15 protein-coding genes are annotated in these 17,707 nt (G+C 56.9%); 13 read left to right on the top strand and 2 right to left on the bottom strand.

Translation table 11 applies throughout. The features are described from left to right. Window positions 1-57 precede the first annotated feature (57 nt). Together rhlB and dinG are read left to right on the top strand one after the other, a co-directional pair. Complete coding sequence (rhlB, locus tag B7L15_RS09840) at window positions 58-1,332, top strand: ATP-dependent RNA helicase RhlB (protein ID WP_085918795.1); 1,275 nt, start codon at window positions 58-60, stop codon at window positions 1,330-1,332. 5 nt (window positions 1,333-1,337) lie between these two features. Next, entirely contained in the window at window positions 1,338-3,467 is a 2,130-nt protein-coding gene (gene dinG / locus B7L15_RS09835) for an ATP-dependent DNA helicase DinG (protein WP_085918794.1), read from the top strand. Between the two features lie 42 nt (window positions 3,468-3,509). Here the strand turns inward: dinG and B7L15_RS09830 are convergent, their stop codons facing one another. Next, window positions 3,510-4,586: a 3-deoxy-7-phosphoheptulonate synthase gene (locus B7L15_RS09830; RefSeq protein ID WP_085918793.1), complete on the bottom strand. Its 1,077-nt coding sequence runs from the start codon at window positions 4,584-4,586 to the stop codon at window positions 3,510-3,512. 326 nt (window positions 4,587-4,912) lie between these two features. Between B7L15_RS09830 and rpoE the strand changes: the two genes are divergently transcribed. From rpoE to acpS, 11 genes are all read left to right on the top strand, one after another. After that, window positions 4,913-5,512: an RNA polymerase sigma factor RpoE gene (rpoE, locus tag B7L15_RS09825; RefSeq protein ID WP_066320008.1), complete on the top strand. Its 600-nt coding sequence runs from the start codon at window positions 4,913-4,915 to the stop codon at window positions 5,510-5,512. Window positions 5,513-5,703: 191 nt separating this feature from the next. Further along, the gene (locus tag B7L15_RS09820) at window positions 5,704-6,456 is read left to right on the top strand and encodes a sigma-E factor negative regulatory protein (protein WP_085918792.1); all 753 of its coding nucleotides are present in this window, start codon (window positions 5,704-5,706) and stop codon (window positions 6,454-6,456) included. 35 nt (window positions 6,457-6,491) lie between these two features. Then, window positions 6,492-7,043: a SoxR reducing system RseC family protein gene (locus B7L15_RS09815; RefSeq protein WP_085918791.1), complete on the top strand. Its 552-nt coding sequence runs from the start codon at window positions 6,492-6,494 to the stop codon at window positions 7,041-7,043. 60 nt (window positions 7,044-7,103) lie between these two features. Further along, a complete protein-coding gene (locus tag B7L15_RS09810; RefSeq protein ID WP_085918790.1) occupies window positions 7,104-8,528 on the top strand; it encodes a DegQ family serine endoprotease in 1,425 nt (474 codons plus the stop codon). Window positions 8,529-8,714: 186 nt separating this feature from the next. After that, the gene (gene lepA / locus B7L15_RS09805) at window positions 8,715-10,529 is read left to right on the top strand and encodes a translation elongation factor 4 (RefSeq protein ID WP_085918789.1); all 1,815 of its coding nucleotides are present in this window, start codon (window positions 8,715-8,717) and stop codon (window positions 10,527-10,529) included. A 15-nt stretch (window positions 10,530-10,544) separates the two neighbouring features. Then, complete coding sequence (gene lepB / locus B7L15_RS09800) at window positions 10,545-11,339, top strand: signal peptidase I (RefSeq protein ID WP_085918788.1); 795 nt, start codon at window positions 10,545-10,547, stop codon at window positions 11,337-11,339. A 61-nt stretch (window positions 11,340-11,400) separates the two neighbouring features. Beyond that, complete coding sequence (gene rnc / locus B7L15_RS09795; RefSeq protein WP_066320021.1) at window positions 11,401-12,093, top strand: ribonuclease III; 693 nt, start codon at window positions 11,401-11,403, stop codon at window positions 12,091-12,093. Continuing rightward, the gene (gene era, locus B7L15_RS09790) at window positions 12,090-12,989 is read left to right on the top strand and encodes a GTPase Era (RefSeq protein WP_085918787.1); all 900 of its coding nucleotides are present in this window, start codon (window positions 12,090-12,092) and stop codon (window positions 12,987-12,989) included. Before rnc ends, era begins: the two co-directional genes overlap by 4 nt. Window positions 12,990-12,997: 8 nt before the next feature. Beyond that, window positions 12,998-13,690, top strand: coding sequence for a DNA repair protein RecO (gene recO / locus B7L15_RS09785; protein WP_085918786.1), 693 nt, complete (start codon window positions 12,998-13,000; stop codon window positions 13,688-13,690). 32 nt (window positions 13,691-13,722) lie between these two features. Continuing rightward, window positions 13,723-14,547, top strand: a complete 825-nt coding sequence (gene pdxJ, locus B7L15_RS09780; protein WP_085918785.1) for a pyridoxine 5'-phosphate synthase — start codon at window positions 13,723-13,725, stop codon at window positions 14,545-14,547. Window positions 14,548-14,550: 3 nt separating this feature from the next. Beyond that, entirely contained in the window at window positions 14,551-14,928 is a 378-nt protein-coding gene (gene acpS, locus B7L15_RS09775; RefSeq protein WP_085918784.1) for a holo-ACP synthase, read from the top strand. A 24-nt stretch (window positions 14,929-14,952) separates the two neighbouring features. Here acpS and B7L15_RS09770 read toward each other — a convergent pair whose 3' ends face one another. Beyond that, window positions 14,953-17,649: an ATP-binding protein gene (locus B7L15_RS09770; protein WP_085918783.1), complete on the bottom strand. Its 2,697-nt coding sequence runs from the start codon at window positions 17,647-17,649 to the stop codon at window positions 14,953-14,955. Between the last annotated feature and the right edge of the window lie 58 nt (window positions 17,650-17,707).

The raw sequence follows: 17,707 nt of genomic DNA, 5'->3' as shown, positions 1-17,707 counted from the left end.
TTACAATGCGCGCGTCAAGATGACTAATATCCACAGCAATGGACAGATAGATAGCCTATGAGCGAGTCGGAACAGACCACAGCATCGGCCCAGAATCGCAAACCTAAACGTCGTCGTCGGAAGCCGCGTCGTCGTCAGTCGAATTGGGATCTCCGTCAGTTTCAGGTGCCTGCCGTGGCCGGCAAATGGCGCTTTCATGACTTCGATCTGCCGCTGCCGTTAATGCGCGCGATTCATGCTCAAGGGTTTGAGTACTGCACGCCCATTCAGGCAGAGGCACTGCGCCATACGCTGCTCGGCGGCGATATTGTCGGCAAGGCACAGACCGGTACCGGAAAAACCGCTGCCTTCTTGATGTCGGCGCTGGCCTATTTTCTCGAGGAGCCAACACCGGATGGGCAGAAGCCCGGCGCGCCGCGTGCGCTGATTATCGCCCCCACCCGTGAACTGGCACTGCAGATCGAGAAAGACGCCAAGGCCCTTGCCCGTTTTACCAAGCTGAATGTGGCAAGTGTTGTGGGCGGGATGGATTATCAGAAGCAACGCGACAGCCTTGGCAAAAAGATCGACCTTCTTGTCGCCACGCCTGGCCGTCTGCTCGATTTTCACGAGAAGCGCGATATCGATCTTTCCGAGGTCGAGGTGCTGGTGCTGGATGAGGCCGACCGCATGCTGTCGATGGGCTTCATTCCCGATGTGAAGCGAATCATTCGCTACACGCCCAAGAAAGAAGAGCGCCAGACCTTTCTGTTCTCGGCCACCTTCACCGACGATATTCTCAATCTGGCCAGTCAATGGACGCTGAACCCAGCCCACGTTGAGATCGAAGTGACCGTCGAGAATCAGGCCGACATCGACCAGCGGGTCTATCTGGTCTCTGACGATGACAAGCAGCGTCTGCTGGTCAAGCTCTTGGAGCAGGAAAGCTTCGAGCGGGTGATGGTGTTCGGCAATCGCCGTGACCTGGTGCGCCAACTCGACAGTCTGCTCAAGAAAGCCGGTGTCAGTGCCGCCATGCTGTCGGGCGATGTGCCGCAAAACCAACGTATCAAGACCCTGGAAAGCTTCCGCGAAGGCGAAATCCAGGTGCTGGTGGCCACCGATGTGGCAGGGCGCGGCATTCATATCGAAGACGTCAGTCACGTGATCAACTACACGCTGCCGGAAGACCCGGAAGATTACGTTCACCGTATCGGGCGGACCGGCCGGGCAGGCGCAAAAGGCGTCTCCATCAGTTTTGTCGGTGAAGAAGATGCTTTTTCTCTGCCTGAGATCGAGCGCTATATCAACGACAAGCTGCCCTGCGAACATCCGCCGGAAGGTATGCTCTAAGCCGCATGCTGGATACTGCCCTTAAAAGCGAGATTCAGGACGCCTACCGTCGCGTGGTGGAAAACCTTGATTTGACCCCGCGCTACGGGCAGCGGCTGATGATCGCTGAAATTGCCCGCACGCTGGGTGGCATCGAGAGCGACGACGAAGGCAAGCGCAAAAGTGATAACCACGTTTGTGTGCTGGAGGCGGGTACTGGAACGGGCAAAACCCTGGCCTACCTGATAGCCGCGCTGCCCATCGCCAAGGCACGTGGCAAGCGGTTGATCATCTCCACCGCCACCGTGGCGCTCCAGGAGCAGGTGCTCAACCACGACCTGCCATCCCTGGCCAGCCACAGCGGTCTGGCGTTTCGTTATGCGTTGGCCAAGGGGCGTGGGCGTTATGTCTGCGTCGCGCGACTGGATCAGGCGCTGGAAGGCGCGGAGCCAAACCCCACGCTTTCGCTGTTCGAGCAGTCGCAACAGGCGCAGAGTAGTGACCTTGGCGTGATTGCCAGCGATATGGCCGAGGCCTACGGGCAGGGTGAGTGGGAGGGCGATCGTGATAACTGGCCGCATGCGATTGACGATGCCCACTGGCGTCGATTGACCGTCGATCATCGCCAGTGTACCGGACGCCGCTGCGGCCATTTTGGTGCCTGCGCGTTTTTTCGCTCCCGCCGGGAACTGGAAAACGCCGATGTCATCGTGGCCAACCACGATCTGGTGTTGGCGGACTTGGCGCTGGGTGGCGGGGCCATCCTGCCGGATCCCGCCGACTGTATTTTCGTGTTTGATGAAGGCCACCATCTGCCTGACAAGGCGCTGTCGCATTTTGCCCACCGCTTTGCCGTCAATGGTTGCCTGCGCTGGCTGAAAACCCTCAAGAGCAGCTTGACGGATCTGAATCAAGGGCTTGCTGTCCAGCCGACGGTTGCCCGGTTGCTTGCCGGTTTGCCCGAACTTATTCATACGCTGGAACCGGCGTTGGGCGATGTGTTCAGCACAGGCCACCAGCTCGCCGGGCGCGCGAATGGTCTGTCGGACGAAGAAAGCACGCTGCAGTCGCGGTTTGAGAAAGGCGAGATTCCTGATGCGCTGCGCGAGCAGGCCGAGCAGTTGTTGACCCTGTTTGCTACCTTGTCGCGCAGCCTTGAAAGCATCAGCGATGTACTGCGCGAAAGCCTCGATCCAGACAAGCAGACAGGCCTGGACCGCGAACAGGCGGAAACCTGGCTGCCACTGGTGGCGCTGCTTCACGGACGGGCGCTGGATGCCCACTCACTGTGGCAAGCGTTCAGCGACCGTGACGCGGCCAATGCGCCGCCGAGCGCTCGCTGGATCACCTTGAGCCGGGTGGCTGGCGAGCCGGAAATCGAATTTTCGGCAAGCCCGGTATCCGCCGCACACACATTGGCCAAGCACCTTTGGGGGCGCTGTCATGGCGCTGTTGTCACCTCGGCAACCTTGACGGCGCTGGGTCGCTTCGAGCGGCTCCAGGAACGGGCAGGGCTTGCCAATCGCTACCGCTATCAGGCACTGCCCAGTCCGTTTGATTACGCCAATGCCGTGCTGAGTGTGCCCAAGGAAGCGACGGACCCGAGTGACCGTGACGCCCACGAAAAGGCGATCGTCGACTTTGTGACCCAACTGGCGGATCGCGAGGCGGCGCTGGTGCTGTTCTCATCCAGGGCGCAGCTGCGAGGGGTCGAGAAAGCGCTGAGTGAGGCCGTCAGGGAGCGCGTGCTGGCTCAGGATGCATTGCCCAAGCGGGAACTGATTGAGCGTCATCGCACGGCGGTGGATAGCGGCAAGGGCAGTATTATTTTCGGTCTGGCCAGCTTTGCCGAGGGTATCGACCTACCCGGTGATTACCTGACCCATGTGGTCATCACACGGTTACCCTTTGCGGTGCCGGATGATCCCGTGGGGGCGACGCTTGCCGAATGGATTGAAAGCCAGGGCGGCAACCCGTTCATGCGCATCAGCGTGCCGGATGCATCGATCAAGCTGGTACAAGCCTGCGGTCGGCTGATCCGCAAGGAAAGCGATAAAGGCACGATCACCCTGCTGGATAAGCGCGTCATCACGCGACGCTACGGTCAGGCGTTGCTGGATGCGCTACCACCCTTCAGGCGTGAAATCGCTTCGTGACATGACGCCCACCGCACTCAACGCGGTGGGCGACAGGTAGGGTTACGACGGGCGGCGCTTGGTCAGAACCGGTGCCAGCTTGTCGTTCATCTGGGTAAAGGCGTCAACGGTCGTCTGCCAGTCGATACAGGCATCGGTAATCGAAACGCCGTATTGAAGGTCTTTCAGATCGGCCGGAACTTTTTGATTGCCCCAGCCAATATTGGATTCCACCATCAAACCGATGATGGACGTATTGCCCTCCAATATCTGATTGGTCACGTTTTCGAGAACCAGGGGCTGAAGTGCCGCGTCCTTGTTCGAGTTGGCGTGGGAGCAGTCGATCATGATATTGGCGGAAAGGTTGGCTTTTTTCAGCTCTTTCTCGGCCAGGGCAACGCTCACGCTATCGTAGTTGGGCTTGCCGTTGCCGCCGCGCAGTACCACGTGGCCATAGCCGTTACCGCGGGTGCGGATGATGGCGACTTGCCCCGACTGGTTGATACCCAGAAAATTGTGTGGGCTGGCAACGGATTGCAGCGCATTGATCGCCACATCCAGGCTGCCATCGGTGCCGTTCTTGAAACCGACAGGTGAAGACAAGCCCGAGGCCATCTCGCGGTGGGTTTGCGATTCGGTGGTGCGTGCGCCGATAGCTGACCAGCTGATGCAGTCCTGCAGATACTGGGGGGAGATCGGGTCGAGAGCTTCGGTAGCCAGTGGCAAGCCGATCTCGGCAAGGTCGACCAGCAGCTTGCGGGCGATATGCAGGCCTTCGTCGATTTCAAACGAGTCGTTGATGTGCGGGTCGTTGATCAGGCCTTTCCAGCCGACGGTCGTGCGGGGCTTTTCAAAATACACCCGCATCACGATATACAGGCTGTCGCTGACCTCATCCGCCAGTTTACGAAGGCGCTTGGCATAATCCAGAGCGGCATCGACATCGTGAATAGAGCAAGGGCCCACTACCATCAGCAAGCGTGGATCGCTGCCTTCCAGAATACGCTGGATGGTATGGCGACCCTCGATCACGGTGCGCTCGGCAGCGTCGGTAAGCGGCACATCCTGCTTGAGGGTTTCGGGGGTGGTAAGTACATCCTGGGCAAGGACGTTAAGATTATTGACCTGCTGATCTGACATTGTGCTACCTGTGCATGCGTGATGGTCGATTCATGCCGCCTACTATCGCTTGTCAGCGCAGTAAAAATCAATTGTTGCGGAACTTGGCGAGGTAAATTGAAGTCAGCCGCTGGGTTTTGTTCAAGGGGTAAACGCTTGATGCGCCGTGCAGAACGCGTAACACTTAGCTATCAAAAGGCGATCACGTTACAGTGCCAATTCATGTCATTCGAATGATTAACCAATGCCCAAGGAACGTTATGTTGCTTGCTGTCAACACCCAATGTATCGGGTTTAAAGGAAGAGTTGCGCTCGGCGGTCACCGTCCGGGTGGGGGGAGCGTGTGAATGGGCACTCATGAAACAGATCAACAGCTTGTAGAACGTGCCCAAAAAGGCGATACACGTGCATTTGATCTGCTGGTAAAGAAATACCAGCATAAAATTATTGGCCTGATTGGGCGCTATGTCCATGACCATGCCGAAGTTCACGACGTCGCTCAAGAGGCTTTTATCAAGGCCTATCGAGCGCTGGGAAAGTTTCGCTCGGAAAGTGCCTTTTATACCTGGATGTATCGCATTGCGATCAATACTGCCAAAAATCACCTGGTATCCCGCGGGCGGCGTCCACCCGGCAGCGATCTGGATATATCCGATGCCGAAATCGTCGACCAAAGCGGTCGCCTGGCTGATGCCGAGTCTCCCGAAGCGTCGATTGCACGTGACCAGCTGGAAGCCGCCGTTTATGAGGCGATCGAAAAGCTGCCGGATGATTTGCGCACCGCGATTACGCTGCGTGAACTTGACGGGCTGGCGTATGAAGATATTGCACAGGTGATGCAGTGTCCGGTGGGTACGGTGCGTTCGCGCATTTTTCGTGCTCGCGAGGCCGTTGACGAACATATTCGCCCCCTGGTGTCCACGGCACGGAACAGTCGCGATGATTAATGGTCAATGTGGGTAGATTAAACGTGAATGGCGAAAAATGACTGATCACCGTGAACTGTTTGGTGTCATCATCGTCAAAGCCATTACATTCCCCAATGGGAAGCGACAGCGAAGCAGCCGGTGAATCAGCGTAAAAGCAACCTATTACGATGGCATCAGCGCTTCTTCTCAACAGTGTGAGGGTGTGAAGTATGAGTCAAAACACACGGGAATCACTTTCGGCATTGATGGATAGCGAAAGTGATGAGCTTGAACTGCGCCGAGTGTTGAAGGCACTACCGAACGATGATGATGCCGCTGATACGTGGCGACGCTATCATTTGGCACGCAGCATGATGCGGCGCGAACGGGACGTGGATGTGAGTGTTGATCTTTCCGCTGGCGTAATGGCTCATTTGCAGAGTGAACCCACACCCGCGTCGGAAGACGACTCGATGGTAAGCCGTAGTGCTGGAAGCGTGTCTTTCGCACGTGGTGCCGGCGTGGCAGCGGCAGTTTCGCTGATGGTGATTACCGGCGTTCAGTTTTTCGGCAACAATGCCGGAACTGTCGAGCAGGGTGGTAATGAAGGGGTAGCAACCACTACGACGCCTGCCTCTAACCAGGTGCAGCCGGTCAATCTTGCCGCCACACCGGCTGTCTCCGGTGGCCAGGCAGCGGGCGCTGGGCAAAACGAAATGCCCATGTTCGAGCAGACCCCTTTTCGTATGAACGCGCAAGCCTCGGGCAGCGGCCTGATGAATGTCAGTGAAGGTGGCTTCGTGGGGCCTAGTTCCCAGCAGGCTGTCTCGGCCCAGCAAGGGACGAATATCGACATTGAACAACTGCGCATGCTGCAGTCTTATCTTGAGCAACAGACCCAAGGCGCAGCAGGATATCAAGCCGATCAAGGGTCGACGTTGATGCGGTCCGCAGGAGTGACAGAGCCCTTGGGCCAACGCTGATCAACAAAACGAGCGGCCAACATGGAAAGTGATAAATGGACGTTGAAAAGAGCTTCTCTCTATTTCAACGTCCATTTTTTGTGGGTGCCGATTGGGTGATCACTCCTCGGCGACTTGTGGAGAGGGAAGTGATGCCGATATTACCGAGCAAGACGTTTATTGAGCGCAAGGCGCGGGTAGTGGGCTACCACGACAAGGGGATTATCGTTGAAGCGACGGCATCGTCTGGCTGCACTCAATGCGCGAAAGGGCAGGGTTGTGGGCTGGGGCTTCTCTCGCGTCCCCGCTCGTGGCAGTTGGAAATAGACGTACCAGCATGTTGGGAAGGAGACCCCGTTCCGCCACTGAACAGCGAGGTAACGGTGGCGATAGAAAAAACCTCAGTGACTCGGTTGACGTGGTTGGTCTACGGGTTTCCGCTTCTGGCCGGATTGGTGGTCGCCGGCCTGGGGAGTGTGGTGAGTGATTCGACCTGGCTTGCCCCGGGGCTTTTTTTTGGTGTCTTGATGTGTGGCATGGTGGGTCTTAAATATGCGTTAGGTCAGCGAGCGGAGTTATTTCGCCCACGATTGATCGACGCACCGTGATGGATGGCTCGCTGTGAGCTGTATTAACTTGGCATGATAGTGTTTTTAGTAGGAGTTCTCATGAAGCGCTTAATGTTTTCCTCCACATTGTGGGTATGCTTTGTCGTGTTGTTCGCTTTGGGGCAAAACGCCCACGCCCAGGATCTGCCTGACTTTACCGATCTCGTTGAAGACGCTGCCCCCGGTGTGGTCAATATTTCCACTAGTCGCACGGTGCAGCGCGGCGGGCCCTCATTTGACAATTTTGGCGGGCAGGAGATACCCGAGATATTTCGCCACTTCTTCGGCGATAATTTTAGTGATCGTTTCCCGTCACCTCCAGGTAGCGGTCGTGGGCGAACAGAAGAACGCCAATCACTGGGCTCTGGCTTCATTATCAGTGAAGACGGCTATGTGATGACCAACGCCCACGTGGTGCAGGATGCCGATGAAATTCTGGTGCGTTTGAACGACCGTCGTGAATTGAACGCCGAGCTTATTGGCAGTGATCCGCAAACTGATGTGGCGCTTTTGAAGGTGGAGGCAAGTGATTTGCCCACGCTAGAACTCGGCGATTCCGACGAGCTTCGCGTCGGTGAGTGGGTGGCGGCGATAGGTTCTCCATTCGGATTCGATCATTCGGTGACCGCTGGCATTATCAGTGCGATCAATCGCACGCTTCCGCGGGATGCCTACGTGCCGTTCATTCAAACCGATGTGGCGATCAACCCGGGTAACTCCGGTGGTCCGCTGTTCAATCTCGATGGCGAAGTTATTGGTATCAATTCACAGATTTTCACGCGAAGCGGCGGGTTCATGGGCGTTTCCTTCGCCATCCCGATCAATGTCGCGATGGATGTGGCCGATCAGCTTCGCGAAGATGGGTACGTTAACCGTGGCTGGTTAGGGGTGATGATACAGCCCGTATCCCGTGACCTGGCCGAGTCATTCGGCATGGAAGAAGCCGAAGGCGCGCTAATCGCTGATCTTGACCCTGAAGGGCCGGCGGCGAAAGGCGGGCTTCAAGCAGGTGATGTGATCCTTGAAGTCAACGGCGAAACCGTGGACAGTTCGAGCAGTCTGCCGCGTCTGATCGGGCGTGTCGCGCCGGGCAACGAAGTGGACTTGCTGTTGATGCGTGATGGAGAAGAGCGCAGTGAGTCAGTCGAGCTGGGGACCTGGCCGAACGTTGAACAAGCGTCTGTACCATCGTCGTCCAGCGATAGTCAGGTACGCCTTGGGGTGTCGGTGGCCGAAATTGACCAGGAAACCCGTGAGCAACTTAACCTGGAAGGCGGTGTCATCGTGCGTGAAATAGAGCCCGATAGCGTGGCAGCACGTGCAGGGCTGCGTGCAGGTGATGTGCTGGTGAGCCTGGACCATCGCAGCTTAACGTCGCCTGAAGAGCTGCGTCGCATCGTGGAGGAGTTGCCCACTGATCGAGCGATTCCGCTACGCCTCTATCGCGAGGGGCGCTCGCTCTTTGTGGCGCTGCGCTTTGAGTAACTGATTAACCTCTCTATAACGGCAGTCCGTTTTCACTTAACGGGCTGTCGTTTTTTTTGCTCTTTTTTTTGCACATAGCACCGGGACCGTCGTAACGGTACAATGGCGTCAAATTTCTACTGCGTATACCACAGCAAGACTGTTAACCGTACATGGTTGCGTACATATACCGGATAAAAACGGCCAATGACCCAAGAAACAGTTAGCAAAATCAAGCACATTAGAAACTTCTCGATCATCGCGCACATTGATCACGGCAAATCCACCCTATCAGACCGGTTGATTCAAACCTGTGGTGGTTTAACCGAGCGCGAATTGAAAGAACAAGTGCTTGACTCGATGGATATCGAACGCGAGCGTGGCATTACCATCAAGGCTCAGTCGGTAACGCTGGACTACACCGCGTCCGACGGGCAGGTCTACCAGCTCAATTTTATCGACACGCCCGGGCACGTCGACTTTTCTTATGAAGTGTCCCGCTCGCTTTACGCCTGCGAGGGCGCGCTGCTGGTTGTCGATGCCGCTCAGGGGGTTGAAGCCCAGTCGGTTGCCAACTGCTACACCGCCGTTGAACAGGGCCTGGAAGTATTGCCGGTGCTGAATAAAATCGACTTGCCCCAGGCCGACCCTGACAGGGTGGCTCAGGAAGTCGAGGAAATCATCGGCATTGATGCGACCGATGCCTGTCAGGTGTCCGCTAAAAGCGGGATTGGCATCGATGAGCTGTTAGAACGTCTGGTACGCGATATACCGCCCCCCAAAGGCGACCCTGACGCCCCCTTGCAAGCGTTGATTATCGACTCGTGGTTTGATAACTACCTTGGGGTTGTGTCGTTGGTTCGCCTGTTTGACGGTACGCTGCGCAAAGGCGACAAGATCCGAATCAATTCCACAAATAGGGATTGGAATACCACTGAAGTGGGTATTTTTACGCCGCTGCGCAAACAGACCGATATTCTGCGTGCTGGCGAAGTGGGCTTTATCGTGGCGGGTATTAAAGACATTCACGGTGCCCCGGTGGGTGATACCATCACGCATACCAAAACACCGGATGTGCCCAGGCTGCCAGGCTTTAAAAAGGTCAAACCGCAGGTGTATGCCGGGATCTTCACCGTCAATTCCGATGATTATGAAGATTTTCGCGATGCGTTGGAAAAGCTGGCACTTAACGATGCCTCGCTCGAATACGAACCTGAAAATTCGGATGCGTTGGGCTTTGGTTTCCGGGTAGGTTTTCTTGGCACGCTCCACATGGAGATCATTCAAGAGCGCCTGGAACGTGAATACGATCTGGACCTGCTGACGACCGCTCCCACGGTGGTCTACGAGCTTTCCATGAAAAATGGCGATCTCCTTTACGTATCGAACCCCTCCAAGCTGCCCGACATGGCCGACGTTGAGCAAATGCGCGAGCCCGTTGTGCGAGCAAGTATTCTGGTACCCCAGGAGTTTGTCGGGAATGTGATTTCCGAATGTGAACTCCGTCGCGGCACCCAGCTGGACATGCAGTTTCTCGGCAACCAAATCCAGTTGACCTACGAATTACCGATGTCTGAAGTCGTGATGGACTTTTTTGATCGATTGAAGTCTATTTCACGGGGTTACGCGTCGCTTGAATATAATTTTGAGCGTTTTGAAGCGGCCCAACTGGCCCGCCTGGACGTGCTGATTAACGGTGATAAAGTAGATGCCCTCGCGGTGATTATTCACCGCGATCACGCCCACTCGCGGGGTCGACTGCTGGTGGAGAAAATGAAAGAGTTGATCCCCCGGCAAATGTATGACGTGGCGATTCAGGCCGCTATCGGAGGGCAGGTCGTGGCGCGCTCCACTGTCAAAGCGCTGCGTAAAAACGTGACGGCAAAATGTTACGGCGGTGATGTTAGCCGTAAGAAAAAACTGCTGGAAAAACAGAAAGCTGGTAAGAAACGTATGAAGCAGGTCGGTCGGGTGGAGATCCCCCAGGAAGCCTTCCTTGCTGTACTCAAGGTTAACGACTAAGGAAGACGTCCACCCATGGATTTTGCATTACTGCTGGTACTTGCCGTTGCGCTTTCTGGCGTTATCTATTTGCTTGATGTGGTTTGGCTGCGTCCCAAGCGTCGGGAGCGTGTCGAGCGCGCCGACGCCAATACCCAAGAGGGGGTGGACTCGGCCACCCGGGAAAAGCTGCTTAAAGAGCCATGGCTAGTCGATTATTCGCGCTCATTCTTCCCGGTATTGCTGGTCGTGCTGGTGGTACGCAGCTTTATCGTTGAGCCGTTTCAAATCCCTTCCGGGTCGATGCGTCCGACCCTTGAGGTGGGCGACTTTATTCTGGTCAACAAGTTCGCTTATGGCCTGCGCCTACCGGTCGTCAATACGCGGTTCCTTGAAGTCGATGATCCTGAACGTGGCGATGTCATGGTGTTTCGCTTCCCTGAAGAGCCCTCGGTCAACTTCATCAAACGCGTGGTAGGTCTGCCTGGTGACCAGATTCGCTATGAAGGCAAACAGCTGTACATCAATGGCGAGCCGGTGCCCAAGGAGCTGATGGAAGAGAGCGCGACTCAGCAGCCGTTATTTGAAGAGCGTTTAGGTGACGTGGAGCATTATATCTATAACAACCCCCGTGATCCCGGGCCGCAGATGCGTGAGGTGGAGGTGCCCGAAGGCCACTATTTCACCATGGGCGACAACCGCGACCACTCCAACGACAGCCGTTACTGGGGGTTTGTGCCTGAAGACAATATTGTCGGGCGCGCCTTTGCTGTCTGGATGCACTGGGATGGTGGTCTGCCAAGCTTTACCGACGTGCGCCGTATTGAGTAATGAAAACAATCGTCATGTATAACCATTTATTTTTAGTCGACGTCAATGACGTAGGGGCCCCGTGAGTACTTCGTTAACCGCTTTTTGCCGACGTATTGGCCATACCTTCGGCGATATTACGCTGATAGAGCTGGCCATGACCCACCGCAGTTACGGCGGCCGCAATAATGAACGCCTGGAGTTTCTGGGCGATTCCATCGTCAATTTCGTGATTGCGGAAGCCCTTTATGAGCGTTTTCCGCAGGCCCGTGAAGGTCAGCTATCGCGCCTGAGGGCGCGTCTGGTTAAAGGACAAACGCTGGCAGAGCTGGCCAGGGAAATGACGTTTGGTGAATGCTTACGGTTAGGCTCAGGCGAAATGAAAAGCGGCGGGCATCGCCGGGAATCGATTCTGGCGGATGCGGTAGAAGCGGTGATCGGTGCCATCTACCTGGATGCAGGCATGGATGCCGTTCGCGAGCGTGTCCTGTCATGGTACGCCGAACGGCTGGCGGGTATATCGCTGCAGGACACCCAGAAAGACCCTAAAACACGGCTGCAGGAATTTCTTCAGTCTCGCCAGGCGGCGCTACCCCGCTACGAAGTGGTTAGCGTCAAGGGGGAGGCCCACGCCCAGATGTTCACTGTGGAATGTTACATTGATCTGCTGAGCGAACACACAACGGGCAAAGGCCCCAGCCGTCGCCACGCAGAACAGCAAGCCGCTGAAGAAGCGCTCGCCCACCTTGAAAAACGTCCTGGAGACAATGCATGAGCCAGTCCTGTGGATTCGTTGCGATTGTCGGCCGCCCCAATGTCGGCAAATCCACTTTGATGAATCGTATTCTGGGGCAGAAGATTTCGATTACCTCCCGGCGGCCGCAGACCACACGCCACCAGGTGATGGGGATCAAGACGGAAGGCGACGCCCAGTTTATTTACGTCGATACACCGGGCATGCACATCATGTCCAAAGATCGCAATAAAGCGATTAACCGGTTCATGAACCAGGCGGCGACCCAGGCCCTGCGTGACGTTGACTGTGTCGTGTTCATTATTGACCGCACTCGTTGGACCGATGAGGACCAAGCGGTGCTTAAGCGCCTTGAACACGTCGATGCGCCCATCATCCTGGCGGTTAACAAGGTGGACCGTCTCAATGACAAAAGCGACCTGCTCCCCTGGCTTTCCGAGGTGGGAGCGCGCCGTGAGTTTGCCGCCATTGTGCCCATTTCCGCCAAGCATGGTACCCAGGTAGATACCCTCGAGGAAGAGGTTGCCAAGCATCTTCCCGAAAGCATTCACTATTTCCCCGAAGACCAGATTACCGATCGTAGCCTGCGGTTCATGGCGGCTGAGCTGGTGCGGGAAAAAGTCATGCGCCAGTTGGGTGACGAGTTGCCCTATCAGATGACCGTGGAAATAGAAGAGTTTCGCGAAACTGAGCGCGTGACCCACATCAGTGCGCTGATTCTGGTGGAACGCCAGGGGCAGAAAGTCATTTTGATCGGTGAAAATGGCGAGCGCATCAAGAGCATTGGCCGTGAGGCGCGCCTGGATATGGAGCGTGCGCTGGGTACCAAAGTCATGCTGAATCTGTGGGTGAAGGTTAAACGTGGCTGGTCAGACGATGAGCGCGCGCTGAAGAGCCTGGGCTACGATCTCGATTGAGCATGGCAATGTCGGCGGAGCCGGCCTTCCTGCTTCACCGAAGGCCATACCGCGAAACCAGTGCGCTGGTGGATCTGTTGACACTCCACCATGGGCGTATCCGAGCGGTCGCCCAGGGCGGTCAGCGACCCACGTCAAAATCGCGCCAGCGGCTTCAGCCTTTTACTCCTCTTCTAGTAACCTGGCGAGGCGAACGTGAGCTCAAGCGGCTGAACCTGATGGAATCACGGGGAGCGACAGCGCTGTTGGCGGGCGAGGGCCTGCTTTGTGGGTTTTATGCCAACGAGATTGCGACTCGCCTGTTGCCGCTGGAACTGCCCGCAGGCAATGTCTTCGCCTTTTACACGGCCTTGCTGGAGGCGCTGCCGGTGCCAGCCGCCCGTGCGCTGGCGCTGCGCCGTTACGAATGGTCGCTCCTGGAGGTCCTGGACGCCACGCCACGCTTCTGCACCCCCGACGGTGGCGCACTCGATCCACATGCCCACTACCGATTCGATGCGGCCAGCCGGGCGTTCATCCCGGCCGCCAAAGGGCTGGACGGTCGAACCCTGCGTTATATTGATCACCATGACTGGCAGGAACCGACACTTTCCAATGCGTTGAAAGCCGTCATGCGTGCCGCCCTGGCACCGCATCTGGGGACCACCGCATTACGCTCCCGGGAGTTGATGCGCGATCTCGCCCAGCGTCGCCAACGTTAGGTAGTCACCCTTTATAAAACTGGAGGTCATTTATGCATCCCCCCCGGATACTGTTAGGTGTCAACATCGATCACATTGCCACGTTGCGTCAGGCACGCGGCACCCGCTATCCGGATCCTGTGCAGGCGGCGCTGTTAGCCGAAGAGGCGGGCGCCGACGGCATTACCGTGCACCTGCGTGAAGATCGCCGCCATATCCAACCGCGCGACGTGAAGCTGCTCGCCGAGGTGCTCAATACGCGCATGAACCTGGAAATGGCGCTGACCGAGGAAATGCTGGCCCTTGCCGAGGAGATTCGCCCCGCCCATGTATGCCTGGTGCCCGAGAAGCGCGAAGAATTGACCACTGAAGGCGGTCTCGATGTGGCGGGTGGTTTCGACGCTGTTGCCAGTGCCTGCCAGCGACTTGCGGCAGCCGGTTGCGAGGTGTCGTTATTCATTGATCCGGACGCTGACCAGATCGATGCGGCGCAGCGCACGGGTGCGCCGGTCGTTGAATTGCACACCGGTGCGTATGCCGAGGCGCGCCCGGGCAGTGAGATAGCCACGGCCGAGTACCAGCGGTTAACCGCTGCCGCCACGCACGCGGTATCACTTGGGCTGGTGGTCAATGCCGGCCACGGGCTGCATTACCATAACGCTGAGGCCATCGCCGCATTGCCGGGCATCAATGAGTTGAATATCGGCCACGCGATTATTGCACGCGCTCTCTTTGTTGGTCTGAAAGACGCCGTTGCCGAGATGAAACGGTTGATAATCGCGGGTCAGGAAGCCGGTCTGATGGCGGCGCTGGATGCTCATGACCATGAACATGAGGAGCAGCACGGTCATGTCCATGATGGCTGCTGTGGGCACTGATCCGTGATCGTCGGTATCGGCTCAGATATAGCGCGGATAGAGCGTTTTGAGCGGGCCTTAAAGCGTCATGGACCGCGCTTCGCACTGCGTATCCTGGGCCCTGAAGAACACGTCATGTGGCAACAGAAAGCGCATCCCGTCGCCTTTCTGGCCAAGCGGTTTGCGGCCAAAGAGGCTTTTGTCAAAGCGCTGGGCCTGGGATTGCGGCATGGGTTGCAGTGGCGCGATATTCAGGTGCTCAATGATGCCCTGGGCAAACCCTACTTTAACCTCCAGGGGGCTGCCGCCGAGAAAGCGTCAGCCGCCGGGGTGGCCGCTCTGCATATCACGTTAAGCGATGAAGATGACTATGCCATTGCGTTTGTAGTCCTGGAAAGCTAAGTGGTCCTGGAAAGCTAGGTCGTCCTAGCCAAGCGTTCCGCGCTGGGCAATGAGCTTGTCCATGGCCCGGTAAAGATCGTTGATGAGGGTGTCCGCATGGTCCAGCCCGCTGGTGCGCAGCCGGGTTTCCAGGGTCTCGACAATCAGTGCTAACTCGGGGGTCCCGCAGTAGCGGCTGGCACCGTTCAGGTCGTGGACGTTGTCCAGCAGCGCTTCAATGTCGCGCTGCTGATGAGCGGCATCCATGGCTTGCCGCGTGGCGGGCAAATTGTCGATCAGGCGCTTGATCTGGGCCCGTGCAATGTCGTCCTTGCCGCCGGCCAGGCGTGTACCCAGCGTCAGGTCGATCACCGGTAACGTGGCAGATGTCGAGGTTTCGCTGGGCAGCTTTTTAGTCGGCAGGGGCGCTGAATCCGGTGCGTCAATGCCCAGGAACCGGTTGAGCAATTGGTTCAAGTCATGTTCGTCTATCGGCTTGATAATCACGTCGTCCAGCCCTTCGGCCAGCCAGTGCTGACGCTCACTATTCAGCGCGTGCGCGGTCACCGCAATGATCGGACAGCGGCTCCAGGCATTGCTGATGCGTCGCAGCGTCTGGGTGGCTTGGACACCATCCATCTCAGGCATGCGGATATCCATGAACACCATGTCAAACGTCTGCTCCCGACCAATCTTGATCGCTTCATGACCGCTTTCCGCCAAGGTAATGTGCCGACCGGGTGCCTCCAATAACGCACTGAGCAGTTGTCGGTTGGATGTATTGTCGTCGACAACCAATAATCGATACCCCTCGTCCGCGGCAGGTAACGCCGGAAGAGGAGCGTTTTGGAGGGAGGGGACTTCGCTGACCGACACCAATAGATGCGTCAGCGAGACAGCCAGTTGCGAACGGGTAAATGGCTTGCAAAGCAGCTCGCCTTTGAACGGAAAATCGAGTTTTGGCAGTTCAAAGCTTGACCCGTTGACCAGCACCAGTACGGGACACTCGGCGGCACGGATGATGTCCTGCCATTGGCTAAGCGCCTTGGGTTGTAAATCATCCTGGTCAAGACTGATGAGCAGCAAATCGCTGGCCGCGTTGCTGGAAAGCGCGACCGGCATTGCTCCCCAGCGTTCCAGTAGATGATCCAGCACATGGCGCGTGGTGGTGTGTGGTTCGTGAACGCGGATGATCGGACCGTCAAGGCGCAGCTCTGGGCTGCGCTCGTCGGCGTGGGTGGCCTGGAGGGGCAGGGTAAAAGAGAACGTCGAGCCTTTATTCAGTTCGCTCTCGACGCTGATCTCGCCCCCCATACGGTGAATGAGCTGACGGCAGATGGTCAAGCCGAGCCCGCTGCCGCCAAACTGCCGGGGGTGGCTGGGCTCGGCTTGAGAAAAGGCGCTGAATAACTGTTGCTGGTGTTCTTCGCTCAGGCCGATGCCTGTATCGCTGACGCTGATATTCAGCACGACATGTTTGCCCGCATAGTGCTCCAGCATGACCCTGACGACCACATCGCCCTGATGGGTAAACTTGAGGGCATTGCTGAGCAGGTTGTTGAGCACCTGATGCAGTCTGAGCGGGTCGCCGCTGAGCGGTGTTGGCACATCGTCGTACACCATGGCCACCAGATGAAGGTGTTTACGCTGGGCTTCGGGGGCATGCAGGCCGAGAACCTCATCAACCAGCGTCACGATGTCGATATCGGCTTCTTCCAGGGTTAGCCGGTTGGCTTCCAGCTTGGAAAAGTCGAGCACATCGTTGACCAGCATGAGCAGGTTATCGCAGGCCCTATGCACGTGCTGTAGCCAATCGCGCTGGCGGGCATCCAGGGATGAACGGCCCAGTAGCCGACAAAATCCGATGATCCCGTTCAGTGGTGTACGGATCTCGTGACTCATGTTGGCGAGAAACTCCGACTTCACCGTATTGGCCCGCACCGCGCTGCGATGGGCCAAGTCGAGCTTGATATTCTGTTCTTCGATGGTCTCCATGGATTCCTGGAGTTCGCTGGTCGCCTGTTCGATTTGCGTTTGCATGTCATGTTTGGCGCTTTGGAGATGACGGGCAAGGGCATTGATCTGTTGGGCTAACCGGTTAAGCTCGACGGCGTCATGTGACATCGCCGTTTGCTCATAATCGCCCCGCGTCAGACGATAAAGTGCATGGTTTGCCTCTTCAATGGGCCGCGTGACATAGCGGCTGATCGCAAAGGCAATCAGGAACAGGCAAAGCCCGAGAAGCATGCCGCCCAGGCTTAAACTGGCAATCATCTGATAGCGAGCAAGGTTTAGTGAATAGGTGTCAATCGTGGCTTCGAGCCACCCCGCTCGTGAGGGAGATTCGTTGCCTGTCGTCGACGCCTCCAGAGGAGCTTGCAAGCGCCATCCATCATCAGTGGTGACCAGTTGTGTGGTATCGGGATATGACGAGAGCGGTGATGCTGAGTTGGTGCGCCCGCGCACCATGAGACGGTTTTTGTGATCATCGAAGATGGTGACTGAACTGATGCTCGGCTGTGCCAGGAAGGCGGCAACGTGGGTGTCCAACTGATCAATATCTGTTTCCAGTAACGCCTCTGCCATGTCGGGGGCAATGGCGTGACTGGCGCTTACAATACGCTCCTCTAACAGCGCGTGGGCTTTTTGGTCGTTTTGGATGATGAGCAGTATCGCCATGCAGGCATAGACCACAAGCGGAAGGCCAAGCAGCGCAAAAAGAAGTCGCGTGTTCAAAGACATGAAAGCAGCCTGCTGATTCAAGAGGGTTACCTGTCCAGTGTACGTTAGCACCGATATA

Origin of the sequence: Halomonas sp. CSM-2 (assembly GCF_002119345.1) — a bacterium.
Taxonomy (GTDB): Bacteria; Pseudomonadota; Gammaproteobacteria; order Pseudomonadales; family Halomonadaceae; genus Vreelandella; species Vreelandella janggokensis.
Note: the sequence above shows the minus strand (reverse complement) of the source record. Positions and strands in the feature narration are given on the sequence as shown.

What these genes read in the sequence shown, in the direction of transcription:
- rhlB (WP_085918795.1), top strand. Translation starts at nt 58, where the DNA reads ATGAGCGAGTCGGAACAGACCACAGCATCGGCCCAGAATCGCAAACCT.
- dinG (WP_085918794.1), top strand. Translation starts at nt 1,338, where the DNA reads ATGCTGGATACTGCCCTTAAAAGCGAGATTCAGGACGCCTACCGTCGC.
- B7L15_RS09830 (WP_085918793.1), bottom strand. Translation starts at nt 4,586, where the DNA reads ATGTCAGATCAGCAGGTCAATAATCTTAACGTCCTTGCCCAGGATGTA.
- rpoE (WP_066320008.1), top strand. Translation starts at nt 4,913, where the DNA reads ATGGGCACTCATGAAACAGATCAACAGCTTGTAGAACGTGCCCAAAAA.
- B7L15_RS09820 (WP_085918792.1), top strand. Translation starts at nt 5,704, where the DNA reads ATGAGTCAAAACACACGGGAATCACTTTCGGCATTGATGGATAGCGAA.
- B7L15_RS09815 (WP_085918791.1), top strand. Translation starts at nt 6,492, where the DNA reads ATGGACGTTGAAAAGAGCTTCTCTCTATTTCAACGTCCATTTTTTGTG.
- B7L15_RS09810 (WP_085918790.1), top strand. Translation starts at nt 7,104, where the DNA reads ATGAAGCGCTTAATGTTTTCCTCCACATTGTGGGTATGCTTTGTCGTG.
- lepA (WP_085918789.1), top strand. Translation starts at nt 8,715, where the DNA reads ATGACCCAAGAAACAGTTAGCAAAATCAAGCACATTAGAAACTTCTCG.
- lepB (WP_085918788.1), top strand. Translation starts at nt 10,545, where the DNA reads ATGGATTTTGCATTACTGCTGGTACTTGCCGTTGCGCTTTCTGGCGTT.
- era (WP_085918787.1), top strand. Translation starts at nt 12,090, where the DNA reads ATGAGCCAGTCCTGTGGATTCGTTGCGATTGTCGGCCGCCCCAATGTC.
- recO (WP_085918786.1), top strand. Translation starts at nt 12,998, where the DNA reads ATGTCGGCGGAGCCGGCCTTCCTGCTTCACCGAAGGCCATACCGCGAA.
- pdxJ (WP_085918785.1), top strand. Translation starts at nt 13,723, where the DNA reads ATGCATCCCCCCCGGATACTGTTAGGTGTCAACATCGATCACATTGCC.
- B7L15_RS09770 (WP_085918783.1), bottom strand. Translation starts at nt 17,649, where the DNA reads ATGTCTTTGAACACGCGACTTCTTTTTGCGCTGCTTGGCCTTCCGCTT.